General features: G+C 68.9%; 26 protein-coding genes. 18 read left to right on the top strand and 8 right to left on the bottom strand.

Features of this window, described 5'->3' with window-relative positions:
- Positions 1-36: 36 nt before the first annotated feature.
- The 6 genes from H5T77_RS07815 (at position 37) to H5T77_RS07790 (ending at position 6838) form a co-directional block, all read left to right on the top strand.
- A complete protein-coding gene (locus tag H5T77_RS07815; RefSeq protein WP_292647277.1) occupies positions 37-1059 on the top strand; it encodes a LacI family DNA-binding transcriptional regulator in 1023 nt (340 codons plus the stop codon).
- Positions 1060-1361: 302 nt separating this feature from the next.
- Entirely contained in the window at positions 1362-2714 is a 1353-nt protein-coding gene (locus H5T77_RS07810) for an extracellular solute-binding protein (protein WP_292647276.1), read from the top strand.
- Positions 2711-3652 carry a carbohydrate ABC transporter permease gene (locus H5T77_RS07805; RefSeq protein WP_292647274.1) on the top strand — a complete coding sequence of 314 codons (942 nt, stop codon included), beginning with the start codon at positions 2711-2713 and terminating at the stop codon, positions 3650-3652. The genes H5T77_RS07810 and H5T77_RS07805 overlap by 4 nt, the downstream gene beginning before the upstream one ends.
- Complete coding sequence (locus tag H5T77_RS07800) at positions 3649-4506, top strand: carbohydrate ABC transporter permease (protein ID WP_292647272.1); 858 nt, start codon at positions 3649-3651, stop codon at positions 4504-4506. The genes H5T77_RS07805 and H5T77_RS07800 overlap by 4 nt, the downstream gene beginning before the upstream one ends.
- A gap of 35 nt (positions 4507-4541) precedes the next feature.
- A complete protein-coding gene (arfA, locus tag H5T77_RS07795; RefSeq protein ID WP_292647270.1) occupies positions 4542-6077 on the top strand; it encodes an arabinosylfuranosidase ArfA in 1536 nt (511 codons plus the stop codon).
- Positions 6078-6220: 143 nt separating this feature from the next.
- Complete coding sequence (locus tag H5T77_RS07790) at positions 6221-6838, top strand: nucleoside/nucleotide kinase family protein (RefSeq protein WP_292647268.1); 618 nt, start codon at positions 6221-6223, stop codon at positions 6836-6838.
- Positions 6839-6841: 3 nt separating this feature from the next.
- On the opposite strand, the gene H5T77_RS07785 is transcribed toward H5T77_RS07790, so the two are convergent.
- Complete coding sequence (locus H5T77_RS07785; protein WP_292647266.1) at positions 6842-7627, bottom strand: Fic family protein; 786 nt, start codon at positions 7625-7627, stop codon at positions 6842-6844.
- Positions 7621-8370 (bottom strand): helix-turn-helix domain-containing protein, encoded by a 750-nt coding sequence (locus tag H5T77_RS07780; protein WP_292647264.1) that lies wholly within the window; start codon positions 8368-8370, stop codon positions 7621-7623. Before H5T77_RS07780 ends, H5T77_RS07785 begins: the two co-directional genes overlap by 7 nt.
- 75 nt (positions 8371-8445) lie before the next feature.
- Here H5T77_RS07780 and H5T77_RS07775 point away from each other — a divergent pair, with 75 nt between their 5' ends.
- Positions 8446-8982 (top strand): TOPRIM nucleotidyl transferase/hydrolase domain-containing protein, encoded by a 537-nt coding sequence (locus H5T77_RS07775; protein ID WP_292647263.1) that lies wholly within the window; start codon positions 8446-8448, stop codon positions 8980-8982.
- Positions 8983-8995: 13 nt separating this feature from the next.
- Here H5T77_RS07775 and H5T77_RS07770 read toward each other — a convergent pair whose 3' ends face one another.
- The gene (locus H5T77_RS07770) at positions 8996-10813 is read right to left on the bottom strand and encodes a hypothetical protein (protein WP_292647261.1); all 1818 of its coding nucleotides are present in this window, start codon (positions 10811-10813) and stop codon (positions 8996-8998) included.
- 247 nt (positions 10814-11060) lie between these two features.
- On the opposite strand from H5T77_RS07770, the gene H5T77_RS07765 reads away from it, so the two are divergent.
- Positions 11061-12248 carry a hypothetical protein gene (locus H5T77_RS07765; protein WP_292647259.1) on the top strand — a complete coding sequence of 396 codons (1188 nt, stop codon included), beginning with the start codon at positions 11061-11063 and terminating at the stop codon, positions 12246-12248.
- Between the two features lie 146 nt (positions 12249-12394).
- On the opposite strand, the gene H5T77_RS07760 is transcribed toward H5T77_RS07765, so the two are convergent.
- Positions 12395-12970 (bottom strand): mismatch-specific DNA-glycosylase, encoded by a 576-nt coding sequence (locus H5T77_RS07760; protein WP_292647257.1) that lies wholly within the window; start codon positions 12968-12970, stop codon positions 12395-12397.
- A 104-nt stretch (positions 12971-13074) separates the two neighbouring features.
- Here H5T77_RS07760 and H5T77_RS07755 point away from each other — a divergent pair, with 104 nt between their 5' ends.
- The 4 genes from H5T77_RS07755 (at position 13075) to H5T77_RS07740 (ending at position 16811) form a co-directional block, all read left to right on the top strand.
- Positions 13075-13617: a hypothetical protein gene (locus H5T77_RS07755; RefSeq protein WP_292647255.1), complete on the top strand. Its 543-nt coding sequence runs from the start codon at positions 13075-13077 to the stop codon at positions 13615-13617.
- Positions 13618-13627: 10 nt separating this feature from the next.
- Entirely contained in the window at positions 13628-14875 is a 1248-nt protein-coding gene (locus H5T77_RS07750) for a site-specific DNA-methyltransferase (RefSeq protein WP_292647252.1), read from the top strand.
- Between the two features lie 50 nt (positions 14876-14925).
- The gene (locus H5T77_RS07745; protein WP_292647250.1) at positions 14926-15576 is read left to right on the top strand and encodes an HNH endonuclease family protein; all 651 of its coding nucleotides are present in this window, start codon (positions 14926-14928) and stop codon (positions 15574-15576) included.
- A 119-nt stretch (positions 15577-15695) separates the two neighbouring features.
- Complete coding sequence (locus H5T77_RS07740; protein ID WP_292647248.1) at positions 15696-16811, top strand: FUSC family protein; 1116 nt, start codon at positions 15696-15698, stop codon at positions 16809-16811.
- Positions 16812-16820: 9 nt separating this feature from the next.
- On the opposite strand, the gene H5T77_RS07735 is transcribed toward H5T77_RS07740, so the two are convergent.
- The gene (locus tag H5T77_RS07735; RefSeq protein WP_292647245.1) at positions 16821-17948 is read right to left on the bottom strand and encodes a glutamate--cysteine ligase; all 1128 of its coding nucleotides are present in this window, start codon (positions 17946-17948) and stop codon (positions 16821-16823) included.
- A gap of 102 nt (positions 17949-18050) precedes the next feature.
- On the opposite strand from H5T77_RS07735, the gene H5T77_RS07730 reads away from it, so the two are divergent.
- Positions 18051-19373 carry a threonine/serine exporter family protein gene (locus H5T77_RS07730; RefSeq protein ID WP_292647289.1) on the top strand — a complete coding sequence of 441 codons (1323 nt, stop codon included), beginning with the start codon at positions 18051-18053 and terminating at the stop codon, positions 19371-19373.
- A 2-nt stretch (positions 19374-19375) separates the two neighbouring features.
- Here H5T77_RS07730 and H5T77_RS07725 read toward each other — a convergent pair whose 3' ends face one another.
- From H5T77_RS07725 to H5T77_RS07715, 3 genes are read right to left on the bottom strand one after another with little or no spacing between them, the layout of a single operon-like run.
- On the bottom strand, positions 19376-19900 hold the full coding sequence (locus H5T77_RS07725; protein ID WP_292647244.1) for a ribonuclease FAU-1 family protein: 525 nt from the start codon (positions 19898-19900) through the stop codon (positions 19376-19378).
- A gap of 29 nt (positions 19901-19929) precedes the next feature.
- Entirely contained in the window at positions 19930-20766 is an 837-nt protein-coding gene (locus tag H5T77_RS07720) for an SDR family NAD(P)-dependent oxidoreductase (RefSeq protein ID WP_292647241.1), read from the bottom strand.
- Positions 20763-22316, bottom strand: a complete 1554-nt coding sequence (locus H5T77_RS07715) for a flavin-containing monooxygenase (protein ID WP_292647238.1) — start codon at positions 22314-22316, stop codon at positions 20763-20765. The genes H5T77_RS07720 and H5T77_RS07715 overlap by 4 nt, the downstream gene beginning before the upstream one ends.
- 48 nt (positions 22317-22364) lie before the next feature.
- Here H5T77_RS07715 and H5T77_RS07710 point away from each other — a divergent pair, with 48 nt between their 5' ends.
- From H5T77_RS07710 to H5T77_RS07690, 5 genes are all read left to right on the top strand, one after another.
- Positions 22365-22949, top strand: a complete 585-nt coding sequence (locus H5T77_RS07710; protein WP_292647236.1) for a TetR/AcrR family transcriptional regulator — start codon at positions 22365-22367, stop codon at positions 22947-22949.
- Positions 22950-23085: 136 nt separating this feature from the next.
- Positions 23086-23682 carry an RNA polymerase sigma factor gene (locus H5T77_RS07705; protein WP_292647233.1) on the top strand — a complete coding sequence of 199 codons (597 nt, stop codon included), beginning with the start codon at positions 23086-23088 and terminating at the stop codon, positions 23680-23682.
- Positions 23682-24947, top strand: a complete 1266-nt coding sequence (locus tag H5T77_RS07700; protein ID WP_292647230.1) for a hypothetical protein — start codon at positions 23682-23684, stop codon at positions 24945-24947. Before H5T77_RS07705 ends, H5T77_RS07700 begins: the two co-directional genes overlap by 1 nt.
- A gap of 249 nt (positions 24948-25196) precedes the next feature.
- Entirely contained in the window at positions 25197-26003 is an 807-nt protein-coding gene (locus H5T77_RS07695) for a hypothetical protein (protein WP_292647228.1), read from the top strand.
- Positions 26004-26069: 66 nt separating this feature from the next.
- Complete coding sequence (locus tag H5T77_RS07690) at positions 26070-26744, top strand: hypothetical protein (RefSeq protein ID WP_292647225.1); 675 nt, start codon at positions 26070-26072, stop codon at positions 26742-26744.
- Positions 26745-26783: the final 39 nt, after the last annotated feature.

Here is a 26783-nt window from a genome sequence, read left to right as displayed (position 1 = left end):
CCACCTACGGACTCCGAACTCCCATACGCTGATCCCATGACCAGGGGGCCGCGCCGGGCGACGGTGAAGGACGTTGCGGCGCTTGCGGGGGTGTCGCCGAAGACGGTGTCGAACGTGGTGACCGGGACGGTGTTCGTACGTCCCGACACCCGCGAGAAGGTGCTGGCGGCGGTGGAGGAGCTGCGGTTCGTACCGAACCTGAGCGCCCGGAGTCTGCGCAACGGGCGGACCGGGGTGATCGCGCTGGCGCTGCCGGATCTGGCGACGGCGTTCTCGGCGGACATGCTGCACCGGGTGGTACAGGTGGCGCACGAGCGGGGGATGGCGGTGCTGATCGAGGAGACGGCGGCGGAGCCGCAGCGCGAGTATGACCTCGTCTCCCGGGCCCGCGAGCACCAGATCGACGGGCTGATTCTCAACCCGATCCGGCTCAAGGACAGCATCGTGGTCCACGACGACCAGCTGCCGCCGGTGGTGCTCATCGGAGAAGTCGAGCAGCACAAGGTCGATCGGGTGCTGATCGACAGCCGGCAGGCCGGGTACGAGGTGACGGCTCACCTGCTCGAGCGGGGCGCGAAGCGCGTGGCGGTCCTGGGTGGGGAGACGGGGGCCACGGATGCGACGGCCACCAGCATCCAGCGGCTCGAGGGGCATCACCGCGCGCTGCGCGACCACGGGATCGAGCCGGATCCGGCGATAGAGGTGTACTTCCAGGAGTGGTCGATGGTGGGTGGCGCGGCGGCGGCCGAGGAGCTGCTGAGCCGGGATGCCGGCTTCGACGCGATCATGGCGTTCACCGACTCGATCGCCTTCGGCGCGATGCATGTGCTCCAGGAGCACGGGCTCTCGGTGCCGGGCGATGTCCTGGTCAGCGGGTTCGACGACGTCGAGCACGCCCGCTTCATGAACCCGTCGCTGACCACCGTCGCCCTGGACCGCCGTGCGTTCGCCGAGGCTGCGGTGGACCTGCTGATGACCCGGATCGAGGACCGGGCGACTCCGCCTCGCGCGGTCGCGGTGCCGCACGAGCTCGTGATCCGGGGGAGTACGACGCGGTAGCGGTCCGAGTGGCAGCACCGAGAGTAAATCTTGGTGGGGAGCCTCTTGTCAGGCTCATTACATCGATGTAAAAGTGTGCGGTGTAACCCACATCACATAACGACTCTGTTGGTCTCGACACGCCTCCGCCTAGCGGCTCCGGCGGCTCGACCGGCGAAGTCGCCACATAACGACTGTGTTGGTCTCGACACGCCTTCGCCTAGCGGCTCCGGCGGCTCGACCGACGGGGCCGAACACGACAACGACGACTCTGTTGGTCTCGACCGACGACGTCGACCCGAGATCTGAGACAAGGAGACGCGATGGCAGGTCGATCCCCCACGATGCTTTCCAGACGCGGGCTGCTCACCGGAGCAGCCGCGATCGGTGGCACAGCGGCGCTGTCGGGCGGGCTCTCGGCCTGCGGCACGGCCGCAGTCGCCAACCCCGACACGCTCCAGTTCTGGACCCTGCTCAGCGGCGGCGACGGCGGCACCATGGCCGACATGCTCGCCAAGGTGACCGGGTCCGGCGCTGCGTATGACGTCAAGACGACCACCCTGGTCTGGGGTGAGCCCTACTACACGAAGCTCGCGATGGCGGCGACCGGCGGGCGGCCGCCCGACGTGGCGATCATGCACGCGTCCCGAGTCCCTGGGTACGCACCGGGCGGACTGCTCGACACCTGGGACATCGACCGTCTCGCCGAGCTCGGCGTCAGCGAGGACACCTTCCCGGAGGAGATCTGGAAGAAGGGCATGATGGGCGAGAAACTGTTCGCGGTCGCCCTCGACGCCCACCCCACGGTGATGATGTTCAACACCGACATCTGCGACAAGGCCGGCGTCCTGGAGAGCGACGGCAAGCTGCGCGCCACGACCTCGCCAGACGAGTTCGTCGACCTGCTCGAGCAGCTGGGCGGTCAGACGAAGGGCGGTCACCCGCTGTCGTACGGCTATCTCGGTGACGGCGCGCAGATGTTCCGCCTCTTCTACACCTTCTACACGCAGCACGGCGCCACGATGAAGTTCCCCGAGGGCGGCGAGGCCGAGATCGACGACGACATCGCCATCGAGTCGCTGGAGCTGATGCAGCGGCTGCTCGACGGCAAGCTCACCGCCCAGCGCAGCGACTACGCCAGCGCGATCGCCGAGTTCGCGACCGAGCGGAGCGCGATGCTGTTCACCGGCGTGTGGGAGTTGCGCACGATGGTCAGCACCGGCATGAGCTTCGACATGGCCGCGATCCCGACGCTCTACGGCACCCCGTCGACCTTCGCCGACTCGCACGCCTTCGTCCTGCCTCACCAGAACGAGCCCGACGAGCGCCGGCGCGACCTGACCTACCAGTTCGTGGCCGACCTGCTCAAGGGCTCGTACGACTGGGCCACCGCCGGCCACATCCCCGCCTATCTCCCGGTGACCGAGAGCGCTGACTACGCGAAGCTGACGCCGCAGTCGCACTACGCAGAGGTCGCCCAGCAGGTCAGCTACGAGCCCGAGGCCTGGTTCACCGGGTCGGCCTCCAACTTCCAGTCGGAGTTCGGGGCCGCGATCCAGCCGGCGCTGATGACCGGGAAGGACGCGGCCGCTGCCGTCGACGCCTTCCGGGCCAGGGTGAACCGACTGCTGAAGACGACGAACCCGGTCGATCCCGATGGGACGTGGAAGCCATGACCGCCACCGCTGACACGCCGCTCACCAGAGCGACCCCCCGACCGCAGCCGGCGACGGCGCCCGCGGGACGCAACCGCGAGCAGCTGGTGAGCTGGGCGTTCCTGGCGCCGTTCCTGATCGCGTTCGCCCTCTTCCTGGTGTGGCCGCTCGCGCACGGCCTCTACCTCAGCTTCACGAACCAGTCGCTCACGGGCGCAGGGGGTTCTTGGGTCGGGCTCGACAACTACCGGGAGGCGCTGACCGACTCGACGATGTGGCGGGCGCTGGGTACGACCGTGCTGTTCACCGTCGTCTCGACCATCCCGCTGGTGCTCATCGCGCTGGTGATGGCGCTCCTCGTCCATCGCGGCCTGCCAGGACAGTGGCTGTGGCGGCTGTCGTTCTTCATGCCGTTCCTGCTCGCCTCCACGGTGGTCTCGCAGATCTGGGTGTGGATCTTCAACCCCGACATCGGCGCGGCCAATGCGGTGCTCGGCAAGATCGGCATCGGGCCGATCGCGTGGCTCCAGGACCCGGACGTGAACCTCTACGCGATCGTCATCGCCACCGTGTGGTGGACGGTCGGGTTCAACTTCCTGCTCTACCTGGCCGCGCTGCAGAACATCCCCGACCAGCACTACGAGGCCGCCGCGCTCGACGGCGCCGGACCGTGGCGCCAGCTCTGGTCGATCACGCTGCCTCAGCTCGTACCGGCGACGGTGCTCATCGTGATGCTGCAGATCCTGGCGTCGCTGAAGCTGTTCGACCAGGCGTACCAGATGCTCATCGGCCTCTCGACGGACACGACCCGGCCGATCGTGCAGTACATCTTCGAGTCCGGGTTCGTCGGGTACCGGTTCGGCTACTCGGCGGCCATCTCGTACGTCTTCTTCGCGCTGATCGTCATCGTCGGCGTCTTCCAGGTGACCGCCATGAACCGTAGAAGGAGCATGTCATGAGATCTCGACAAGCTCGATCACCTGGGCAGAAGCGCTTCGGGATCGGACGCGTCGTCGCGTTCGCGGTCCTCGCACTGATGGCGATCGGCTGGTTGATGCCGTTCCTGTGGGCGATCGCGACCGCGTTCAAGACCGAGGAAGACGCGGCCTCCGACAGGTCCTGGATCGGCAGCGAAGGACCGACCACCGACGCGTTCGGCGCCATGCTGTCGAACGGCAACGTCTGGATCTGGGCGTTCAACAGCCTGTGGACCTCATTGGTGATCACCCTGCTGACCGTGGCGATCTCGGCACTGGCGGCGTATGCCTTCTCGCGGATGCGCTTCACCGGCAGGCGTTGGCTGTTCGCCGTCATCGTGGCCGCGATCATCATCCCGCCGCAGGTCCTGATCATCCCGTTGTTCTACGAGATGCTCGCCTTCAACATGGTCGACACCCCGTGGGGGCTGATGCTTCCGCAGATCGTCGCGCCGGCGATGGTGTTCATCCTCAAGCAGTTCTTCGACGGCGTGCCGGTCGAGCTCGAGGACGCCGCCCGCGTCGACGGCGCCGGCCGGCTGCGAGTGTTCTGGTCGATCGTGCTGCCGCTCTCACGCCCGGTCATGGCGGCGGTCGCGATCTTCGTGTTCATCGGTGCCTGGAACAACTTCCTGTGGCCGTTCCTCGTCATCAACGACACCAACCTGATGACCCTGCCGATCGGGCTGCAGACCGTCATCGACGCCCACGGGATCCAGTACGCCCAGACGATGGCCCAGGCGGTGCTCGCCGCGACACCGTTGATCGTCGTGTTCCTCTTCTTCCAGCGCCAGATCGTCAAGGGCGTCGCCACCACCGGTTTCGGTGGCCGGTAGCCGACAACCGCACGAGTCACACAACAAGGAGCTCCATGACCCGCGCACGTATCACCATCGACCGCGACTTCACCATCGCCGACGTCCCCAGACGGCTCTTCGGGTCGTTCGTCGAGCACATGGGCAGATGCGTCTACACCGGCATCTACGAACCCGGTCACCCGACGGCCGACGAGCGAGGCTACCGGCGCGACGTGCTCGAGCTCGTCCGCGAGCTGGGCCCGACGGTCGTCCGCTACCCCGGCGGCAACTTCGTCTCCGGCTACCGCTGGGAGGACGGCATCGGCCCGGTGGGGGACCGGCCCCGCCGCATCGACGGCGCCTGGCACACCATCGAGACCAACGCGTTCGGGCTCCACGAGTTCATGGGCTGGGCCCGTGAGGCCGACGTCGAGGTGATGGAGGCGATCAACCTCGGTACGCGTGGGGTCGAGGAGGCGCGAGCGCTGGTCGAGTACGCGAACCATCCCGGCGGGACGTACTGGTCGGATCTTCGACGGAAGAACGGAGCCGAGGACCCCTTCGACATCAAGCTGTGGTGCCTGGGCAACGAGCTCGACGGGCCGTGGCAGATCGGCCACAAGACGGCCCACGAGTACGGCCGGCTCGCCCAGGAGACGGCCAAGGCGATGAAGCTCGTGGACGACTCGATCGAGCTGGTCGCGGTCGGCTCCTCGAACCGCTACATGGAGACCTTCGGGTCCTGGGAGCACACCGTCCTGACCCACGCGTACGACGAGATCGACTACATCTCGATGCACGAGTACTACCAGGAGCGCTCCGGCGACGCCGCCTCCTTCCTCGCCGAGGCCGTCGGGATGGACGCGTTCATCGACGGTGTCGTGGCGACGATCGATGCCGTCAAGGCGGCCGGCAAGCACACCAAGCAGGTCGACATCTCCTTCGACGAGTGGAACGTCTGGTACATGGAGGGCCTCGACTCCGAGGACCAGCCGGATCAGGTGAAGAAGGAGTGGCGCGAGCACCCGCGGCTGATCGAGGACGAGTACTCGGTCACCGACGCCGTCGTCGTCGGCTCGCTGCTCAACAGCCTGCTGCGCCACGGCGACCGGGTCCGGATCGCCAACCAGGCGCAGCTGGTCAACGTGATCGCGCCGATCCGCTCGGAGGAGGGCGGGCCCGCCTGGCGGCAGACCATCTTCTGGCCGTTCGCCCGGATGGCTTCGTTGGCGCGCGGGCGGATTCTCCGGCTGGCGGTCTCGGCTGACCAGATCGCCACCGAGAAGTTCGGCGACGTCGACGTCATCGACGCTGCCGCGACCTGGTCGGAGGCGGATGGTCGGGTGGCGCTCTTCGTCGCCAACCGTGGTCTCGACGAGGCCTCCGAGGTGAGCGTCGACCTGCGCGGTCTCGGGGTGGCGCGCGTCGCTCGCGCCGAGGTGCTCACCGTTCCCGAGGGTGGCGACCGGCACACGTCCAACGTGGAGTCCGCGCCTGACCAGGTGGGGCTCGTGCCCCTTCGCGACGTCGGTGTCGTGGACGGCTCGGTGCGGATGAACCTACCGCCGTTGTCGTGGGCGGTCGTCGAGCTCGTGGTCGAGGTGTCGTAATGGGTCGGGTGTAGCTCGGCAAGGCATTGGGCAGGGGCCTGCCGCGGTGGCGGGTCCCTGCCGTGCTTTTACTAGAGGATGACACCTTGTGAACCGTTCACAATGTGTCATCGTCTAGTAAAAGCTGCGTCGTGGAGGTTGCCTTGACCCTCAGTGAAAGCAAGGTCGTCCAGCTCGCGGAGCGGATCAGTGCGAAGGCGGGCGACAGGTTCCTGCTCGGCATCGTCGGTCCGCCGGGGGCGGGGAAGTCGACGGCCGCGGCGCGCCTTGCGGACGTACTCAACGAAGCCGGGCCGGTCGCGGTGGTCGCGCCGATGGACGGCTTCCACCGGAGCAACGCAGAGCTGGACGCGATGGGGGCACGCGCCCGCAAGGGGGAGCCGGACACCTTCGACGCCGAGGGCTATGTGGCGGCGCTGCGCCAGGTGCGGGAGGGGCAGGGGCGGGTCGAGTGGCCCACGTTCAGCCGGGTCACGGACGAGCCAGTGCCTGGTGGCGTCGTGATCGAGGACGAGCCGATCGTGATCACCGAGGGCAACTATCTGCTCCTGGACGAGGGGCCGTGGAAGGACGTACGCAGCCTGCTGGACGAGGTGTGGTTCGTCGATGTCCCGGACGACGTCCTCGTGCCCAGGTTGCTCGAGCGGTTCCTGGCAGGCGGGAGGTCGCGTGAGGAGGCGGAGGCCAAGATCGCCGACAGCGATCTGCGCAACGCCGCGCTGGTGCGGGCGACGCGGGATCGGGCTGATCTCGTGCTGTGAGTGTCAGCCCCCGGAGGTGGCGCAGTCGACGAGGAGGGCCATCAACTCGGTGGCGTCGTCGGTGGTGAAGAGGGTGTCAAGGGCGTGGTCGAGCTCGAGGCGACGGGTGTGGGGGACCGTGACTGCGTCGAAGCCGTTCGAGATCAGGATGCCGTTCATCATCAGAAGGGCGGTGCGCTTGTTGCCGCCGGCGTAGAACGGGGTCCGGGCGGCGGAGCAGAAGTAGATCAGTGCCTGGAGCCACGGGTCGTCGGTCTCGGCAAGGTGCTGCCGCAGCATCGCGAATCGGGTTCGGAGAAGCTCGCTGCCATTCCGACGCAGGGTGCCCTCGCCGCGGAACCTCCCGGCGTCGGGCGTCTCGTGGCGGGCGACCAGGCGGTTGAGCCGGTCGGACGTCGATTTGTCGACTCCGAAGGTGCCGTAGCCGACCAGGTCGCGGAGAGCACCGTACGCCTCGCGGAGCGCCAGCACCTGCAGCTCCTCCGCAGTCCGGCGGCCACCGACGGAGACCCCGTCGAGGAGGGAGCGCACCTCAGGCAGGGTGAAGCTGCTGCCCTCGAGCTTCGCGGCGTTCCAGATCAGCTCGGGCAGGCTCGCGCGGAACCGACGCCAGGCGTGGTCGGTGTCGCTCTGGCGGATCCGGGCGCTGTCGACCTCGGTCCACCAGATGCCGGTCTCGCGCAGCTGGGCCTCGCGGTCAGGGACCTCCCGGTAGGTGTCGCTCGAGGCCGACTTGCGGGCGGCGTACGTCTCGGGGTCCGGGGCCCAACGGGGCTGCTTCGTCACCATGTCCGGATCTCCTCGCGGGCGCGGTCCGCTGCGTCGCCGCCGACCGAGATGGCGTCGATGGCGATCTGGATCGGAGCTGCGTAGGTGACGCGGTCACGTTCGAACGCACCGAGGAACAGGTCGGGTTCGGCGGCGGCGATGACCACGGTGGCGCGGTGCGGGGCGGACGCCGTCCGGAGACTTCCGCCGGAGAGAAGGGGACGGACCGCGCTCGGGTCCTCGCACCACAGCACCGAGATCCGAGGAACGGCCTCGTCGAAGGACGGGAGCTCCAGGCCGGCCGCACCGGAGAGCGCCCATCGCTGGCTTGAGGTGTCGGCGGCCGAGGCGAGCCGGCCGATGGTCGCCTCCCCGCTGAGCCGGATCGCACCCGGACGGTGGAGAACGCCGGAGGCGCCCGCTGCCTCCTCGACGATCTGGACCGGGTCGCCGTCGGTCCAGCCGTCGAGCCGGTCGGCCCACAGGTCGATGTCGGCAGCCACCTCGGCCGGATAGTCCTCGTCGAGGATCGCTCGCGCCGCGGCGGCGGCTGCTGGGGCGGCCAGCGGCGCGGCGCTCATCGTCAGGTCGAGGCCGGCTGCGGCGGTGATGTTCTGGAGCGTCGCGACCGACGGACTCACCTGCCCGTTGAGGATCCGATGGACGGTCGACGCGGACACACCGGCGCGCGAAGCCACCTGGCGCGCGTTGAGCCCCGAGTGCTCGATGCACTCGGCGATCAGCCGACCGACGTCGTGTTCCATATATGCAACCCTAGGACGATCTGTTGCATTTATGGAACAGGCGCGGCGGCGTACCTTTCTTCTAGGGTGTCCGCCATGAAACCGATCACGCTGCTTGTCGAGGGAGACTCGGACAAGGCTCTGGTGGCGGCGCTGGCGCCGCGCTACGGGGTGTACCTGGACGAGCTCGGGATCGAGCTCGTCTCGATGGGCGGCGCCGGGAACGCCGGGCGGTTCATCCGGGAGACGACGGCGGCCGGGCACCGGGTCGGCGGACTCTACGACGAGGCCGAGGAGCACTTCGTCACCAACGCCCTGGGGCGGCAGATCGGGGAGGACCTCTCCGGTCAGGGCTTCTTCGCGTGCCGACGCGACCTCGAGGACGAGATGATCAGAGCGATCGGCGCAGCGCGGATCGTCGAGATCCTCGAGGCCAACGGTGAGGGCGGCAAGTTCCGTACGCTGCAGAACCAGCCCGAGCACCGCGGCGAGGAGGTCGCCGACCAGCTGCACCGCTTCTTCGGTACCGCGTCAGGACGCAAGATCCGTTACGGCACGATCCTCGGCGAGGCCGTCGAGATCGAGTCGATCCCGGACCCGCTGGTCGGGCTGCTGACCTGGTGCTGGGGCTGACGCTCGGCCGGAGCTAGGGCTCCATGTCGTCGTGGACGACGACCCGGGAGAGCTCGATGGTGCCGTCGGGGCACTTCCAGAAGTGCAGGCGGCGGGCGCTGGGGGTGTGGATCTGCATCGAGACGCGGTAGCAGATCGCGCCGTCGTCACGGGACTGCGGCGCGGAGTTGCCCCCGACAGAGGTGCGCAGCTGGTGCAGCTCGCGGCCCGTCGACTGCTCCGCGAGGCCGGTGAGCACCTCCATGACCACGTCGGCGATCTTGTCGACGGCGATGCCCTCGAGCGTGTCGACGCTGTCGAGGAACCTCTCCCCGATCGCGAAGCCGGGCAGCGGGCGGGTGGGCTGCTCGCCGACCGGGATCCGGCGTGCCCAGGAGGCCTCGACCAGATGACGGAAGCCGCGCTCGCGGTCGGCGAAGACGGGCGGTGTGACCTCGGGCGGGGCGCTCCGCTGCTTGGCGCGGCGCAGCTGGGAGCGCATCCGGGCCAGCTCCGCGTCCCGGGTCTCGACCTGACGCGCGGCGCGCGCCAGGTCCTTGGCGAACTGCACCCGCTCGTTGCGCAGCCCGGAGACCTGGTCGCGGAGCTCGGTCAGCTCGGCCTCGAGGCGGGCCTTCTCGGCCTTGATCGCGGTGACTTGCAGCGACATCGACTGCACCGCTGCCTTCTTCGCCGGAGCGGGCTCCTGCGCGGGCGCCGGGTCGGATGCAGATGAGGGCCGGACAGCGCGGACCGGCTCTCCTCTGCGCCGCGGCATCATCGCGGGGCTCGGGGTCGCCGGCTTGGGAGGGGACGCCGGGGCGGTCTCAGGAACCGTCTCGACAGGCTCGGCCTCCGGGACCGTCGCCGCTGGTGCGGGCTCGGTCTCGACGTGCTCGGCGGGCGCAGGCGGCGGCGCATTCGGGTCGAGCCAGGGCGGGCCGCCCGCGTACAGGGCCAGCGCCTCGCGGGCCGTGTCGTGCTCGCCGACCTCGCGCAGCGAGAGCCGCCACTTGGGCCCGGTCGCGACGACCCGGGCGAGCACGATCTCACCCGGGGTGAGGAGGGCTTGGAGGTCGTCGTCGGGGTCGCCGGTCACGTCGGAGCGGAAGAGCTCGACGGTGACGTCGGGGTGCAGGCGAAGGTCCGCGGAGCCGGCCAGGACCGAGCGGACCTCGGCGGGGACGACCTCTCCGGCGGCGTACGTCTTCAACGCCTCTTCGGCGGTGGGGCGGATCTCCCGGATGTCGAGCCAGCGCGACTTCTTCTCCAGGACGCCGTCGACGTGCATCCCGGGCGCGAGAACGCGCTCGATCGGCACCCCGGCCTGGGCGAGCTGGGGTGGGATCGAGGCGAGATCGCCGGAGCCTAGGTCGACCAGCGCGCGCTCGCTCATGATCGAGAGGATCGTGCCGGCGCGGCGCTCGCGGGTCGAGGCGGTGCGGGCACTGTCGAAGAGGCCGGCCGCCGCGGCCATGTCGAGAGCGTCGTCGATGAGCTGCCCGGTGAGCTTGCGGCCCTCGGACTTGCTCCACGCGAACCGCAGCGGCGCCTGCTTCAGGTCGATGTTCCAGCCGAGGCCGACCGGGTAGACCCGTCCGGCGCCGCCGTAGACCTGGGTGCCCGGCGTCATCTTGTTCGAGAAGGCCCAGGTGTGGCCGCCGGTCGTCACCAGGTAGAGGTCGGCCAGGTCGCCGATCTCGGCGGCGATCCTCTCCACGTCGGCGTAGGGGTCGGTGTGTCCGGACGCGACCGTCACCACGACGGTCGGCTTCGTGCGGGCGTCGCCGTTGAGCAACGCCGCGAGCGCCTCGGCCTCGGACGTGTTCGTCACGCGCTTGATCGCAGACATGCCCCTCCTTTCATCAAACCTACAGCGAATGGAAAGCAGATCTACGGCAACGACCCGGCCCCTAGGGCAAGAGAGAACGGGGCATCATCGGTGACCTCTGGCGCGGGGACACGTGACGACCTCGGTCATTGCCCCCTGGGGTAGCGGTGTGTTTGCCGAACTGTGGCCTGCCGGGAACTGTCGGTGGTCCGGTGTACGATCGCCGCGCCTGCGAGAGCTTCGTTTCGAACAACCCTTTGCCAGCCATATGCCCCACTCATCCATGCCGGCCGTCGCCGAGATCCTGCGCCTGAGGGCTCCGTTGAGCCTGCAGGTCCTGCGCGCCGCGTTGAAGGGCAAGCGGGTGCTGCTGACCGAGGAGGAGCTGCTCTCCATCCTGGGCTCGGGCGGCTTCGTCGAGGGACCGCCGGGTCAGTGGAGCCTGGCTCCCACTCCGTCCCCGGCTGCCGCCTCTGCCTCTGCCTCGGCCCCGGCGCCTGCGCCGGCTCGGTTCAACCTGGCCTCGCTGGCCTCGCGTGCGGGGGTGGGGAGCGACGTACTCGTGAAGGTGCTCGAGACGCTCGTGACCGACCATCCCGAGGTCAACTGGGGCGCGCTGCGGGACCGGCTGGAGTTGGGGGCCGATGTCGCGGTCTCCGAGCGCACGCTCGGGCTACTGGAGGAGGGTGTGCGCCGCTTCGAGGTCGCCCGGCTGCGCGCGGAGAAGCAGCGGGCCGAAGAGCGAGCCCGAGAGGCGGAGCGGCGCCGTGAGCTCCAGCAGATGGCCGAGAGCGAGGTCGCGATGCTGCGTGCCGAGCTCGACGACGAGCGGCGGCGGGCGCACGACGCGGCCCTCGAGCGCGACCGGCTGCGGCAGGAGGCCGAGAAGCTGGTGGCGTTGAAGGAGCAGGAGACCGCCGCATGGGTGGCCACGGCCGCCGGCGGCTGGCTGCTCGACCTGGGCGCGCCCGAGACCTTCGGCGAGGAGAAGCTCCGTCAGGCGCTCGGCCAGCTCGAGTCGGCGCTGGTGGTGCTCAACGTCCCGGTCGCCGGCCGCGAGATCGAGGCCGTCGTGGTGCACCCCGGCGGGATCGCCGTGGTGGAGCAGTACGACATCCCCTCGACCGCCGGCGTGGTCTCGGTGCCGGCCGCGGGGGCCGCGGAGATCGACGGCCGCGCGCTCGAGGTCAGCGACCCGCGTGGCGAGGTGCTCGGTGCCGTACGTGTCCTGCAGAAGGCCGTGTCGCTCGACCTCGTCTACCTGCCCGTCGTCGCCTTCCAGGGGCCCGCTGATGCCGAGGGTGAGGACGTGCTCGTGTGCCTCACCGCCGAGGTCGATCTCGCCGTGGACGACCTGCTCCACTCCCAGGCGTCGCGGGTCTCGGCCGACGACGCCATCGCCCTGTTGGCCAAACTAGGCGTCCCCGACCTGCCCGAGCCGCCCTCAGGCTTCTGACCTCCTGCCGAGACGTCAGGTAGGTCGGCCGAGACGTCAGGTAGGTCGGTCGAGACGGCACACAGATGCCCTCTCGGCCGACGAGAGTGACGCCTCGGTCGACGGGAGTGACGTCTCGGCCTGCGGGGGCGACTTCTCGGCAGTTTTCAGAGCAGGCCGGCGGCGCGGGCCGCCTCGGCGTACGCGGCGGCCAGGGTCGGGACGGTCTCGTGGGCGTTGAGGCCTGACGGGTTCGGCACGACCCAGAGGTCGGCGCCGGCCAGCGGCTCCGGCTGGCGGCCCTGCTTGGCCTTGGGGCGGTTGAAGGCGGTGCGGTAGGCGGTGATCCCGGCGATCGCGACGACGTTCGGTTTCCGCCGTGCGACCAGGGAGAACAGCTCGGCGCCGCCCTCCTTGAGCTCGGCGTTGGTGAGCTCGGAGGCCTTGGCGGTGGCGCGGCGGACGATGTTGGTGAAGCCGATGCCTCGCGCCCGGAAGTAGTCGCGGTCCTCGGCCGTCATGCCCGCAGAGGCGTCGATGGGACGCGTGGTGATCCCGGCGCGGAAGATCGCGGGGTAGAACCGGTTGAGCGGGTGCGCGAAGTGGGTCTGCGTCGCCGCGGTCCACAGGCCGGGGTTGATGCCGACGAAGAGGAGGCGCAGGGGCTGGTCGTCTGCGGGGAGAAGGTCGGGGACCGAGGCGCCGTAGTAGGTCTGGAGCTCGGCCTGGGTGAAGCGGGCCACGCCGTGATCATCCCATCCGCATCTTCCCGTCCGCGCAGCTGCCCAGATGCCGGGGCCTGCCCGTGGGAGTGCAACGGCTTGGTGCCGCGGGGAGTATTTGAGATATGCACCCCAAGCGTCTCCTCCCACTCGCACTCGCTGCGACGGCGCTCATGGTCGCGGCCTGCGGCACTCCCGAGGAAGCGACGGACCCAGGGGCCTCGCCCTCGGCCTCCGCGCCGGCCTCGTCTCCGCCGCCCAAGCCGAAGCCACAGCCGGAGCCGTCCCGGCCGCCGAGCTCGGAGAAACCCGTCCGCGGCATCGTCTCCGCCGGCGGCGCGGCCGAAGGCAGCCTGGAGACGACCGCGACGCCGCTTCCCGACAAGGCCGCGATCGAGGCGTACGCCGCCACCCTCGGGACCTCGCTCCAGACTCCGTTCACCACGAAGGCGACCACGCTGCTCGCGCACGTCCCGGCAGGCCAGCGGCTCTATGCCCAGACCGTCTACGACGGCTGCGAGTCCCCGGACCCGGCGACGATCACGGCTCGTACGACCGGGAGCGACGTGGTCCTCGACGTCGCCGCGCCGAAGGGCACCAACATCCAGTGCCTGGTCGCCGAGCGGTCGGTCGCCTTGCTATCCACTCAGGAGGGGCCGGTCGGCTAACGTTCCTCGCGTGAGGGAGCCGTGGAACACGTTCGTCGAGGGCGACAACCTCGATGTGCTCCGGGCGCTCGCGAAGGCGGGGGAGAAGTTCGACCTGATCTACATCGACCCGCCCTACAACACCGGCAGCCTCTTCGCCTACCAGGACGATCGGCGCGGTGAGGACGGCCGCCGGGCCGGACGCCACGACGCCTGGGTCGCGATGATGAGGCCTCGGCTGGAGGCGGCCAGCGCCGTCATGTCGGACCGCGCGGCGATCTACGTCTCCATCGACGACAACGAGGCCGCTCATCTGAAGGTCCTGATGGATGAGGTCTTCGACGAGCGCAACCGGTTCGCGCAGATCGTGGTCAACCTCAACCCCAAGGGCCGCCAGCTCGGCAACGGGTTCGCGACCTCCCACGAGTATCTGCTGGTCTATGCCAAGGACGCCCGGTCCTGCGCACTGGAGTCGAGCATCCCCGAGGCCGTCAACGAGCGGGACTTCCCGCTGGTCACCGACGACGGGCGCCACTACCGGCGGCTGCCGCTGCGCAACACCAACAAGAAGTTCAACCCGGCGACGGCCAAGTCGCTCCACTTCCCGGTGTGGGGCGATCCCGACTCCGGTCGCGTCGCCGTCGAGCCGTTCACCGGTGCTCAGGAGATCTGGCCGGTCTTCGGTGACGGCCGTCCGGCGGTCTGGCGGTGGAGCGCCCCACTGATCGCGGCCCGTCCCGACGACCTGATGTGCCGTCGCGTACGCGGGAAGCTGGGGGAGCGGGTCGACGTCTATCAGCGCGACTGGCTCTCCCGCGATGCCTCCGGCGACGCGAGACGCAAGAAGCTCACCACGATCTGGCTGGCCGAGGAGATCGGCTCGACAGACTCCGCCGTCGCGGAGCTGAAGTCGCTGGTGGGGCCACTGTTCGAGTCGCCGAAGCCGACCGGTCTGATCAGGCGGATCCTGGCCACGATGCCGCTCGACGCGAGAGTCCTCGACTTCTTCGCCGGTTCCGGGACCACCGGCCACGCGGTCGCGCTGGCCAACGTGGAGGACGGGGCGCGGCGTACGTGCTGGTCCGTCCAGATCGCCGAGCCGACCCGGCCCGGCTCGAACGCGGCCAAGGCGGAGATGGCGTACGTCTCCGACATCACCCGCGCGCGACTGCGGGCCGTGGTCGCGGCCCACGGGAACGGCGGCGCGCAGGGGTTGGTCGAGCGTGGTCTGGGTGAACTCCTCGAGACATCTGGTAACTCCGTTACGCAGGGTGCGTAAAACGCGGCATCGTCAGGGGGCGACCGAACACCTCACCTCGGGAGCCCCCCATGAAACTCCGTGGCCTCTTCATCCTCGCCTGCGGCGCCCTCGTGCCGCTCACGACTCCGGCGGCTGCGCACGCCGAGTCCTACTCCCAGTCGCTCACGACCGCGATCGGCGACCTTCCCGTCGCGGCCGAGAACCGCACCGGCTACAACCGTGACCTCTTCCAGCACTGGATCGACGCCGACGGCGACGGCTGCAACACCCGTTACGAGGTGCTGATCGCGGAGGCCGACGAGGCCCCCACGGTCGGCTCCGGCTGCTCGCTGTCGGGCGGACGCCGGTACTCCTATTACGACGGTCTCTCCTGGACCGCGACCAGCGACGTCGACATCGACCACATGGTCCCGCTCGCCGAGGCCTGGGACTCCGGGGCCCGCACCTGGACCTCGACCGAGCGGCGCGCCTACGCCAACGACCTCGGCTACTACGGCTCGCTGGTCGGCGTCACCGACAACGAGAACCAGGAGAAGTCCGACGCCGACCCCGCCGGGTGGATGCCCGACCTCCAGAAGTGCCGCTACCTGAAGGAGTACGTCTCGGTGAAGATCAGGTGGGGTCTCTCCATCGACAGCACCGAGAAGTCGGCCCTCACCGATCTCACCTCCGCCAACGGCTGCGGCGGCCAGGCCGTCTCGGTGACCCTCGCCCGATAGGTGACCGTGTTGGTTTCGACACGCTCGGCCGTGGACGGCCTCGCGGCTCAACCAGCGGGCGACCGCCGGTTGAGCGTCGTGTCGAAACCAACACAGTCGCTCCTCGATAGGATCACGTCATGCGCCTTGCTGCTCCACGAGTCACCCGTGAGCAGATGCGTTCCGACGTACGCCGCCGGCTGGCGCGGCTGAAGTCGAAGCGGTGGCACGTGGTCCAGGCCGCCGGGGCGGCCGGGGTGGCGTGGTTCATCGCCGCCGGTCTGCTGGGCCACGTCCAACCCGTCTTCGCGCCGATCGCGGCGGTGGTCAGCCTCGGCACCTCCTACGGCCAGCGCCTGCGGCGGGTGACCGAGGTGACCATCGGGGTCGCGCTCGGGGTCTTCCTGGGCGACGTCGTGGTCCAGGTCATCGGCGAGGGTGCCTGGCAGATGACCCTGGTGGTCGCGATGGCGATGGCGGTGGGCATCTTCATCTCCTCCGGTCAGGTCTTCCGCAACCAGGCCGCGGTGCAGTCGATCTTCGTGATGGGTCTGCTGCCGACTCCCGGTGCGGCGTTCACGCGCTGGACCGATGCGTTGATCGGTGGCGCGGTCGCGCTGGTGGCCGCCTCGATCGTGCCCGCCGCGCCGCTGCGGCGCCCCGGCGAGCAGGCGGCCGTCGTGGCCAAGAAGATCGCCTCGCTGCTGCGTGCCGCCGGCCAGGTGATGCTCGACGCGGACGCGGTCCACGGACTCAAGGTGCTCGCCGACGCGCGTGCCACCGACCCGCTCATCCGCGAGCTGCAGGACGCCTCCGACGAGGGCATGTCGGTGCTGGCCGTCTCGCCGTTCCGGTTCCGACATCGAAGCCACGTGCATCGAATGGCCGAGCTCGTCGAACCGCTCGACCGCGCGCTGCGGAGCACTCGAGTGCTGGTGCGGCGGGCGGCGGTCTCGGCCTACCGCGGCGACGTGGTGCCCGAGAGCTACTACCAGCTGGCCTTCGGGCTCGCCGACGCCGTCGACGTCGTCGAGGCCGAGCTCGCCGCGGGCCGAACTCCGGACGGACTGAGCCATGAGGCCAGGTCGGTGCTGATGGCGATCGGTGAGCAGTCGGCCGAGGTGGAGCGTACGGAATCGCTCAACGCCGAGGTCATCCTCGTCCAGATCCGCTCGATCATCGTCGACCTGCTCGGGGTCACCGGGATGGGGCAGTTCGAGGCGACCGACGCGCTGCCGCCGCTGCCGCCGCGCTGACCGGGTCCGTCAGATCGACCCGCGCAGGTCGCGTACGACCGAGTCGACCACCGCGACCAGGTCACCCTCGGTGGACGCGGCGATGGCGCGTTGTCGCTGGTAGGAGGCGCCTTTGTGGATGATGTCGTGCACCCCGGCGAGCTCCTTCTCGCAGCCGAGACGCGCGGCCACCGGCTCCAGCCGCACCAGCAGGTCGGCGAGGTCCTCGGTGACCGGCCGCTCCTCGGAGGCGCCGTTGAGGATCACGATCGCGTCCAGGCCGTAGCGGGCGGCGCGCCACTTGTTCTCCTGGACGTGCCACGGCGGCATCGTGGCCACGGGCTCCCCGGCCGCGACCCGGGCATCCAGGTCGACACAGAGGCAGTGCGCCAGCGCGGCGATCGCGGCCAGCTCCTGGATGGTGGCGACCCCGTCGCAGATCCGGTTCTCGATGGTGCCGAGCCGGGGCGAGGGCCGGATGTCCCAACGGATCTCGCTGATGTCGTCGATCACGCCGGTGATCGTCTGGTCCGAGACGTACGCCTCGAACTCCTCCCACGCCGCGAACTGGAACGGCAGCCCGGCCGTCGGCAGCTGCTGGAACATCAAGGCCCGGTTGGAGGCGTAGCCGGTGTCCACGCCAGCCCAGATCGGCGACGACGCCGACAGCGCCTGGAAGTGGGGGTAGTAGGTCAGCAGGCCGTTGAGCACCGGCAGCACGCGCTCGCGCGACGGCATCCCGACGTGCACGTGCACGCCCCAGATCAGCATCTGCCGGCCCCACCACTGGGTGCGGTCGATCAGCTCCTGGTAGCGATGCCCGGCGGAGAGCTCCTGCGTGGTCCAGGAGGCGAACGGGTGGGTCCCGGCGCCGAAGAGGTCCACGCCGAGGTCGTCGCCGGCGCTCACGACTCCGGTGGTCGTCTCCCGGATCTGGTCGATCGCCTCCTCGACGCTCTCGCAGACCCCGGTGACGATCTCCACGGTGTTGCGCAGCAGCTCCTTGTGGATCCGCTCGGGGTTGGGAACCCGTGCCTTGGCCCGGGCGAAGAGGTGGTCGGCGACGTTGACCAGGTCCCTGGTCTCGCGGTCGACGAGCGCGAGCTCCCACTCGACGCCGAGCGTCGGCCGGGGGGAGGGATGGAAGTCGATCCGCATGTAACGAGCGTTCCTTGAGCGGGCGCGTTTGTCGAGCACCCTGGATGCTGTCGTTCACCGGCCCGGTGGCACTCTGTGACGGTGGATGCGCGCGACGTGAGCATGACTCTGGACTTCTGCCTCCGCGTCGGTGAGCTGCTGATCTCGACCGGCGCCGGGGCAGCCGACGTGACCGCGACGATGAGGTCGCTCGCCCAGCACCTGGGCCTTCGCGAGGCCGAGGTCGACGTCACCTACACCAGCCTCTCGATGAGCTACCAAGGCGATCCAGAGGCGATCCCGGTGCACACCACCCGCCAGGTCAAGCACCGCACCATCGACTACGACCACCTGACCGCCGTCGACCACCTGGTCCGCCAGGTCGTACGCGACGAGGTGGACCTCCAGGGTGCCCGGATCGCGCTCGGTCGGATCATCTCCGGTGGTCACCGCCGGCCGCGCTGGGCCGTGACGCTCGGCATGGCGACGATGGCCGCGGCGTTCACGGTCTACGTCGGGGGTCAGGTCGGTGTCGTCGTCCTCGCCTTCATCTCAGGTGCCACGATCGACCAGCTGCAGCACTACCTCCACCGCCGCTGGCGGCTGCCGCTCTTCTACCTGCAGGTCGCCGGCGCCGGCGTGGCCACGCTGCTGGCGGTCGTCGCCGCTGCGCTGCCGCTGGAGCTGAACGTCTCCACCTCGATCACCGCCAACATCACCGTGATGCTGGCCGGGATCAGCTTCATGGGTGCGCTGCAGGACGCGCTCACGGGATTCCACGTCACCGCCAGCGCCCGGATCCTGGAGGCGCTGGTCTCCACGGCGGGGATCATCGCCGGGGTCACCGGTGGACTCGTGTTCGCGGGCGCGGTCGGCGTGCCGATCCACGGAGCGATGGCGAGCAGCGTCACCTCGCTGCAGTCGATCACCCTGGCGGCCGTGGGCGGTGCGGTCGGCGCCGCGGCCTTCGCGTACGCGGCGTACGCGCCCAAGCGGACGCTGGCGCCGATCGCGGTCATCGCCGCTGTCGCCGTGATCCTGTCGATGGTCGTACCCGGCGACATCGGCCGGACGTGGCGGGTGACGGTGGCCGCCCTCTTCATCGGTCTGATCGCCTACTCGGTCGCCACCCGGCTGAAGGTGCCGCCGCTGGTCATCGTGGTCTCCTCGGTCGTGCCGTTCCTGCCCGGCTACTCGATCTACCGCGGGCTCACCATGCTCGCCCAGGAGACGCCGGCGACCACCTCGGTCGGTCTGGTCGCCCTCTTCACCGCCGCCTCCGTCGCGCTGGCGCTCGCCTCCGGCGTCTACCTGGGCGAGTTCATCGCCCAGCCCCTCAGCCGCCGGTCGTGGCGCATCGAGACGCGTCTGTCCGGGCCGCGCCTGGTCGGTCCGCTGCGGAAGGAACGAACCGCTCCGGTGTCGGCGGCAGAGCCCGACTCATAGGCTCATAGTCCGGCGAGCACCTCGAACCAGCGCTCAGGGGTCGCGTCGTACGGCGCCTGGCTCTCCTTGACCGCGAGATAGACGCGCTCGGCGGAGTCCTCGGTCATCGAGATGATCTCGGGCGGATAGCCGTACTCGATCTGGTGGTGCTCGAACTCGTCCTGGTCGTCGATGTAGACCGAGCCGTCGAACTTCTTGACGACGTCGAGGTCCAGGTCGATGCAGGTCACCGTCGAGTCCTGCCACACCGGCGGGGTGCACATGTCGACGTAGATCTGCGAGGTCACTCGCCCGTTCGGCCGGTTGAAGGCGGGGAAGTGGGCGGCATCATGGTGGGGGACCAGGGTGACCGAGTCCCAGTCGGCGACCCAGTCTCGCCCAGGGCGGGCGAACTCGGTGCCGACCGGGTGGCCGATCCACTCGCCGTGCTCGTCCTCGCCGAGGTAGAGGCCCGTGAAGGACCAGTGAGGCCGGCCACCCCACTTCGTGAACTCGACACGAACAGGATGACCGGCCTCGAAGCGCATGGCGCTCAGTCTAGGAGCGTGTGCGGGCCTCAGCCGCTCTTCTTGGGCATGACGTACTTGGCCCCCAGCGCGATGAGGTCCTGGTAGCGCGAGCCGGTGAACTTGCCGAAGTTGTGGATCACGTGGGCGTCGAGGCCGACGAGCACGCGGGCCTGCTTCTTCTCGATGCCCTTGATGATGATCTCGGCGGCGCGGGCAGGCTCCATCTTGGCGAGCTTCTCGTCGAAGAACTTCGCGGTCGCGGCCTGGTCGTCCTTGGCCGAGACGCGGGCGCTGCGGGCGACCGCGGTCTTGATGCCGCCGGGGTGGACGGAGGTGACGCCGACGTTGTGACCGTCGATGAGCATCTCCTCGCGCAGTGCCTCGGTGAAGCCGCGCACGGCGTACTTGGCTGCGTTGTAGAAGGCCTGGTCGGGCATCGAGACCAGCCCGAACAGCGAGGAGATGTTCACGATGTGCGCGTCGCCGGACTCGATCAGGGCCGGCAGGAAGAACTTCGTGCCGTGCACGACGCCCCACCAGTCGATGCCCATGATCCAGTCGATGTCCTCCCAGTCGAGGTCGTTGACCCGACCGGAGAGCGCGACACCGGCGTTGTTGATCACCACGTTGACCGTGCCGAAGTGGGCGATGACGCCCTCGGCGTACGTCTTGAACGCCTCTCGGTCGGCCACGTCGAGCTTGTCGGACTTGATCCCGCGGGCTCCGGTCTGCTTGGCGAGCTCGACGGTCTCGGCCAGCCCGGCCTCGTTGACGTCGGAGAGCGCCAGGCGGGCGCCGCGGCCGGCGAGGTCGACCGCGAGGGCGCGGCCGATCCCGGATCCGGCTCCGGTGAGTACGACTACCTTGTCGTCGAAGGACTTCATGCGGGAACACTCTCCTCATTGGTGGTCGAGCTTGTCGAGACGGTCGAGACCGTCGGGCTTGTCGAGGCCGCGGTGACGACGTACTTGTCGACGTCGAACTTGCTGGTCAGGTGGCGGAACAGGAACGTGAAGGTGGGCCACAGGGTGGTGTTGCGGCCGTGCTCGTCGAGATACCACGACGCGCAGCCGCCCTCGGACCAGACCGTGTTCGCCATCTTGCGCTGCAGGTCGTCGTTCCAGGCGGAGGTGGCGTCCTCGGTGGGTTCGACCGCAGCGTAGGCGTTGGTGCGCATGGTGCGGATCGCGTCACGGACGTAGGCCACCTGCGACTCGATCATGTAGACCATCGAGGAGTGGCCCAGGCCGGTGTTCGGGCCGACGATGAAGAAGAGGTTGGGGAACTCGGGGACCGTGGTGCCCTTGTAGGCGCTCATCCCGGTCTCCGCGAACCGCTCCGCCATCGTGCGGCCCTTGCTGCCGGTGAGAGTGTGGGCGATCGGGAGGTCGGTGGTGTAGAAGCCGGTCGCCACGACGAGGACGTCGATCTCGCGGGTCGTGCCGTCCTTGGCGACGATCGCGTTCTCGCTCACCCGGGCGATGCCGTCGGTGATCAGGTCGACGTTGTCGGCGGCCAGCGCCGGGTAGTAGGCGTTGGAGATCAGCGTGCGCTTGCAGCCGAGGGTGTAGTCGGGGGTGACCTTGCGGCGCAGCTCGGGGTCCTTGATGCCGCGGCGGATGTTGTTCTGCGCCATCAGCTGGTGGGCCAAGGTGAGCTTGGGCTGGACGGCGAGGCCGAGGACACGGACCTCGAGGCCCCAGTAGACCGCCGCCCGGGCGAGCCGCTGGACGCCGGGGACGTGGCGGAAGGCGGCCTTCTCGAGCTTGGAGTAGCGATGCTCGTTGCGGGGGAGGACCCACGGCGCGGTGCGCTGGTAGACGTCGAGGCGCGCCGCCTTCTTCTGGATCTCCGGGACGATCTGGATCGCGCTGGCGCCGGTGCCGATCACCGCGACCCGCTTGCCGGTGAGGTCGGTGTCGTGGTTCCACTGCGCGGAGTGGAAGATCTCGCCCTGGAAGCCCTCGATGCCCTCGATGTCGGGCAGTTTCGGCTCGCTGAGGGCGCCGGGGCCGGCGATGAGGGTGGTCGCTGCGTACGTCTTCTTGCCGGTCCTGCCTTCGGTCTCGACGAGCCAGCGCTGCTGGGTCTCGTCCCAGGTCGCGGCGGTCATCGCGGTGTCGAAGACGAAGCGGTCCAAGGTGCCCGAGTTCTCGGCGACCTTCTTGATGTACGCCTCGATCTCCGGCTGGGGCGAGAAGCTCATCGACCAGTCGGGGTTGAGCGCGAAGGAGTAGCTGTAGAGCTGGCTGGGCACGTCGCAGGCGGCACCGGGATAGGTGTTGTCGCGCCAGGTGCCGCCGACGCCGGAGCCCTTTTCGATGACGACGAAGTCGCGCTCGCCGTCCTCCTCGAGCTTGATCGCCGCGCACAGGCCTCCGAAGCCGGCACCGACGATCAGGTGGTCGACGGGGGTGAGGTCAGCAGTGGTCATACCGAGAGTATTCTTGCCTATTGAACAGATGTCAATAGAATGGTTCGCATGAGCCAACGGACGAGACTGACGCCCGAGCAACGTCGTGAGCAGCTGCTCGACCTGGGTGTGCGCCTCTTCGCGAACCACTCCCTCGACGAGATCTCCATCGACGTGGTGGCGCGCGAGGCCGGCATCTCGCGCGGGCTCCTCTACCACTACTTCGGCGACAAGATGGCCTTCCGTGAGGCGGTCGTTCGGCGTGCCGCCGAGGCCCTCGTCGCTCAGACCGCGCCGCCCGAGACCGGGGAGCCGGTCGAGCGCCTGCTGGCATCGATGACCGCGTATGTGGACTTCGTCGACGCCAACTACGAGGGGTACGTCTCGATGGTCCGCGGCGCCGCGAGCGATCCGGTCCTCCGCGCGATCTACGACGAGGCCTTCGGAGCCCTCGGGACCCGGATCTTCGAGGCCGACGTCGACTTCGTCGTCGACAGTCCTGCTGCCCGGCTGATCGTCAGGGGCTGGCAGGCGATGTCGGAGGAGATGGTCTTGTCGTGGAAGGCAGATGCGGCCGGGTTGTCGCGCGAGGAGCTGTTGGGGGTGCTGGCGGGGTCGCTGCCGGTGTTGCTGGAGCTGCTGGGGTCGGGGTGACTGCGGGGCGTGTAACACGTCGTTCGTAGGACTATCCGGTCGTTATAAAAGGCGAGTAGTACTACGAACGACGTGTTACACGAGTGCGTGCGGCCGGAGGTGGAACCTTTCCGGGCGCACCGGACATAGAGGGTGCGTGAGAGGTAGTGAGTCCCAGAGCTTCGGGCTCGTGGTGACCGAAGACGACAGCGGTCTGGCGGAGCGTCTGCGCCGGGGCGACCACGAGGCGATGGCGGAGCTGTTCGGGCGCTATGCGGACCCGGTCTACAACTTCTGCTTCCGTCGCGTGGCTTCCTGGAACCTCGCCGAGGACGTGATGTCCCAGGCGTTCCTGGAGGTCTGGCGGGTGCGGGAGCGGGCGGTCGCCTACGACGGCTCGCTGATGCCGTGGCTCTACACGGTCGCCGAGAACGTCTGCCGCAACGCCACCCGTGGTGCCCGCCGGCAGAACGCGCTGGCGGGCAGGCTGCAGCTGGTGCGCCTCGAGGACGCCGAGGACCATGCGGACGGAGTCGTACGCCGCCTCGACGAAGAGCGCCGGATGGCCGAGCTCCTCGCGGCGGTCGACCGGCTCAGCCGCAAGGACCGTCAGATCCTGATGCTCATCGCCTGGGACGGCCTCTCGTATCTGCAAGTTGCCCAGGCACTCGACATTCCTGTCGGGACCGTACGCAGCCGGCTCTCCCGCGCACGCAAGCGGGTCGCCGCGCTCATGGGTGAAGGGGAGAAGTGATGACCGGAATTCCTGAACGCAGTCTGCGCCCCCACGTGAAGGCGCGGCGAGAGGCGGAGCTGATGCAGGCGATCTCGCAGGAGAGTCGTACGAAGAGGTGGACGGTGCCCGTCGCGGCTGCCGCCGCGGTGGCGGTCATGGCGGCCGGGGGTGTCGTGGTCGCCCAGCAGACGACGTTGCTGAGGGGCGACGAGCAGGCGGCGGGTCCGCTGGAGAAGTCGGGCGAGACGTCGGCGGAGCCGTCGCCGGTGCCCGACCGGGTGGTCACGCCGGTGAAGACCCCTGGGGGCGACGCGACGGCTCTGTGGCCAGCGGCCTTCAACGGCCCTGGCGCCTCGTGGTCTCGCGACCTCCCGGTGCTTCAGGAGTATCGAGACATCCTCGCCGAGCACCTCGATCCCACCGGGCAGCATCTCGACAAGACTGTCTCCAACATGCAGGGCGGCGAGGCCGGCAGCGGGCGCACCATCGGCACGAAGCTGGGGTGGACCGTCGAAAGCGAGGACGGTCTGGGGATGGTTCAGCTGGCCGTCGGGTCCGGCTGGGATGGGGTCGGCTTCCTGTGCGAGGACCCCGGTTGGACCTGTGATGACGTCGATCATCCAGGGGCAAAGTCGGCGAGAATCGCGACGCGTGACGGCGTACGCACCTATGCCGTCGAGCGCTCCGACGGGACGGTCGTCGCGATCACTCTCGACTCGCTGTTCGGCAACAACTCGACGATCCCCGTCTCCGGAGTCGACCTCGGCGAGAAGGAGGTCATGGCGGCCGCAGCCGACCCCCGGCTGGTCGTCCCGGAGCTGGATGTTCCGCCTGCGGTCGACGCCAAGGAGCTGGGCAGGATCGCACGGAAGACGCTGGTCCCGCCTGGAACCCCGGCGAAGTGGTTCGACGGCATGCCGACGCGCTTCGACCATGAGGCGTACGTCGCTCTGACCGAAGTCAAGAAGGACACTGACGGCTTCTCCGGCGGGGAACCGGGCCTTGTCGAAGTACGGCTGGAGGAGACGCTCAACCCGATCCAGATGGACAAGGCGTGCCGCCGCGCCGACTACAAGAGCTGCATCATCCGCACCGTCGACGGCAACGAGGTCTTCATCGGGCTCGGCAAGAAGCGCCGCTGGATGGGCAAGCCCGCCGACCCGGTGAACCTCGTCGTCTTCCAGGGCCCCGTCTACACCGTCAGCGTGTACGGCGACAGCGCGATCCCGGTGGACCGCGCCGTCGACTTCGTACTCGACCAGAGGTGGCAGCCGGAGGGCTGAGCGAGGGCTGAGGGCCGACTCCGCGGCGTTGGGATCGGCGGAGCGGTAAGGAGCTGTAACACGTCGTTCGTAGGACTATCCGGTCGTTATAAAAGGCGAGTAGACCTACGAACGACGTGTTACACGAACGCGCGCACACCCCTGAGGGTGTTCGCTATGCTCCGCGGGCCAGGCTCCGGGAGTGTCCGTGAGCCGGCTCTTCTCAAGGAGTCCCCCATGTCATGGATTTCCGCCGCTCGAGGCGCGCGTATGACGCGCCTCGTCGGTGCAGTAGCACTGGTCGCGGCTGTGCTCACCCCGGCTGCGAGCGGCGCCCCGAGCGCGTCGGCCGCGACCGCGCCTCCGTCGATCGCCTCGACCTCTTACCCGAAGTTCGTCGCGCCCGCCTCGATGCGCTGGCGCGGCACGCACTGGAGTGCCACCCCGCCCTTCCGGTGGAAACCGACGACCACCGCAGGCGTCGCGAAGTACCAGGTGCAGACCTGGCACGGCAAGCGGACGGGGTCGATGGTCGGCACCGATTCCATGGGCTCTGGTTACCGGTCGACCATCGCCAACTACGCAGCCTCGCGCACCTCGGTCGCGGGGCACATCTACTCCGGTGACCAGATCTGTCGTCGCGTACGCGCCGTCAACAGCGCCGGGACGACGGGCAGATGGTCGGGGTGGAAGTGCAGCCACGCTCCGCTCGGCACGGAGGAGTTCGTGCAGGGCGGCTTCGACGATCGTGTCTTCCACTACTACGTGCACAACAACGGGGCCTCGAACAATCCCCTCCGGTCGGCGAGTTATCGCGCCAAGGGCGTCCGGGTCAAGGTGCGCACCGGCCCCAAGTACGGCAAGGCGAGGATCCTCGTCGGGTCGACGTTGCTCGGCACGGTCAACGGCTACGCGACCAAGTACGGTTACAAGACCGTGACGCTGCAGAAGTCCGCCAACCTGACCGGCGGGATCAAGGTCCGGGCTATCTCCGCTGGCACCCGCCCGTTCCGGTTCGTCGGGTTGTGGGCGCTGCGCTCGACCACGCCGCTGGGCTCGAGCAAGGTGGTTCCCTAGCAACCGCGAAACTGGTCCGAGCTGGCCCCGAATCCGGTCGCGAGCCCTGACACCACGCCCCCGCGGATGACCGCGTTCTCGGTGTCGCCTGTCTTCCCGGCGACGCGGAACCGTTACGGCACCTACACCGTCAAGGCGTCGTGGCGAGGCAGCGACAACGTCAAGGTCGCCGGCTATGAGGTGGCCGCGAAGTGGGGCGGCCAGACCTCCTATGTCCAGGGCGGTACGTCCACGACGACCAGCACTTCGATGCCGGTGGGTGTCGACTGGTCGGGTTCAGCGAGCTGCCACCGGATCCGGGCGTACGACGCGGCCGGGAACTACTCGGCGTGGACGAGCTGGAAGTGCTCCCATGCGCCGATCACGCCGATGGACGGGAACTGGACCATCGGCGCCGGGTCTCCTGCGGGAGGCAAGATCTGGACCTCCGTGCGAGGGCTCGACGAGTACGGCAAGCCGGCACGTACCACCGAGCGCTACTCGGCCAAGAAGCTGCGGATCCAGTACCGCGTCGGACCTACCCGGGGGCGAGCCAAGGTCTACGTCGGGTCCACCTACTTCGGCACGATCAACGCGTACGCCAGCACGGTCGGCAACCGATGGACCACGCTCACCGGCAGCCGTGAGGTGCACGAGCGGATCCGCTTCGTCCCGATCACGGCCAAGGACGTCTTCATCGGCAAGGTGTACGTCATCCCGGACGTCACCAAGCAGCTCGACCCGGCGCCGACCCGCGGTTAACTTGGTTCGCTGATCTCCAGATACGACGGGACGTTCTCG

Origin of the sequence: Nocardioides sp. (assembly GCF_014360585.1) — a bacterium.
In the GTDB taxonomy this organism is placed as follows: Bacteria; Actinomycetota; Actinomycetes; order Propionibacteriales; family Nocardioidaceae; genus Nocardioides.
This window is presented reverse-complemented; position numbering and strand designations above follow the sequence as displayed.

What these genes read in the sequence shown, in the direction of transcription:
- H5T77_RS07815 (WP_292647277.1), top strand. Translation starts at nt 37, where the DNA reads ATGACCAGGGGGCCGCGCCGGGCGACGGTGAAGGACGTTGCGGCGCTT.
- H5T77_RS07810 (WP_292647276.1), top strand. Translation starts at nt 1,362, where the DNA reads ATGGCAGGTCGATCCCCCACGATGCTTTCCAGACGCGGGCTGCTCACC.
- H5T77_RS07805 (WP_292647274.1), top strand. Translation starts at nt 2,711, where the DNA reads ATGACCGCCACCGCTGACACGCCGCTCACCAGAGCGACCCCCCGACCG.
- H5T77_RS07800 (WP_292647272.1), top strand. Translation starts at nt 3,649, where the DNA reads ATGAGATCTCGACAAGCTCGATCACCTGGGCAGAAGCGCTTCGGGATC.
- arfA (WP_292647270.1), top strand. Translation starts at nt 4,542, where the DNA reads ATGACCCGCGCACGTATCACCATCGACCGCGACTTCACCATCGCCGAC.
- H5T77_RS07785 (WP_292647266.1), bottom strand. Translation starts at nt 7,627, where the DNA reads ATGGTGACGAAGCAGCCCCGTTGGGCCCCGGACCCCGAGACGTACGCC.
- H5T77_RS07780 (WP_292647264.1), bottom strand. Translation starts at nt 8,370, where the DNA reads ATGGAACACGACGTCGGTCGGCTGATCGCCGAGTGCATCGAGCACTCG.
- H5T77_RS07775 (WP_292647263.1), top strand. Translation starts at nt 8,446, where the DNA reads ATGAAACCGATCACGCTGCTTGTCGAGGGAGACTCGGACAAGGCTCTG.
- H5T77_RS07770 (WP_292647261.1), bottom strand. Translation starts at nt 10,813, where the DNA reads ATGTCTGCGATCAAGCGCGTGACGAACACGTCCGAGGCCGAGGCGCTC.
- H5T77_RS07765 (WP_292647259.1), top strand. Translation starts at nt 11,061, where the DNA reads ATGCCCCACTCATCCATGCCGGCCGTCGCCGAGATCCTGCGCCTGAGG.
- H5T77_RS07755 (WP_292647255.1), top strand. Translation starts at nt 13,075, where the DNA reads ATGCACCCCAAGCGTCTCCTCCCACTCGCACTCGCTGCGACGGCGCTC.
- H5T77_RS07745 (WP_292647250.1), top strand. Translation starts at nt 14,926, where the DNA reads ATGAAACTCCGTGGCCTCTTCATCCTCGCCTGCGGCGCCCTCGTGCCG.
- H5T77_RS07740 (WP_292647248.1), top strand. Translation starts at nt 15,696, where the DNA reads ATGCGCCTTGCTGCTCCACGAGTCACCCGTGAGCAGATGCGTTCCGAC.
- H5T77_RS07735 (WP_292647245.1), bottom strand. Translation starts at nt 17,948, where the DNA reads ATGCGGATCGACTTCCATCCCTCCCCCCGGCCGACGCTCGGCGTCGAG.
- H5T77_RS07730 (WP_292647289.1), top strand. Translation starts at nt 18,051, where the DNA reads ATGACTCTGGACTTCTGCCTCCGCGTCGGTGAGCTGCTGATCTCGACC.
- H5T77_RS07725 (WP_292647244.1), bottom strand. Translation starts at nt 19,900, where the DNA reads ATGCGCTTCGAGGCCGGTCATCCTGTTCGTGTCGAGTTCACGAAGTGG.
- H5T77_RS07720 (WP_292647241.1), bottom strand. Translation starts at nt 20,766, where the DNA reads ATGAAGTCCTTCGACGACAAGGTAGTCGTACTCACCGGAGCCGGATCC.
- H5T77_RS07715 (WP_292647238.1), bottom strand. Translation starts at nt 22,316, where the DNA reads ATGACCACTGCTGACCTCACCCCCGTCGACCACCTGATCGTCGGTGCC.
- H5T77_RS07710 (WP_292647236.1), top strand. Translation starts at nt 22,365, where the DNA reads ATGAGCCAACGGACGAGACTGACGCCCGAGCAACGTCGTGAGCAGCTG.
- H5T77_RS07700 (WP_292647230.1), top strand. Translation starts at nt 23,682, where the DNA reads ATGACCGGAATTCCTGAACGCAGTCTGCGCCCCCACGTGAAGGCGCGG.
- H5T77_RS07695 (WP_292647228.1), top strand. Translation starts at nt 25,197, where the DNA reads ATGACGCGCCTCGTCGGTGCAGTAGCACTGGTCGCGGCTGTGCTCACC.
- H5T77_RS07690 (WP_292647225.1), top strand. Translation starts at nt 26,070, where the DNA reads ATGACCGCGTTCTCGGTGTCGCCTGTCTTCCCGGCGACGCGGAACCGT.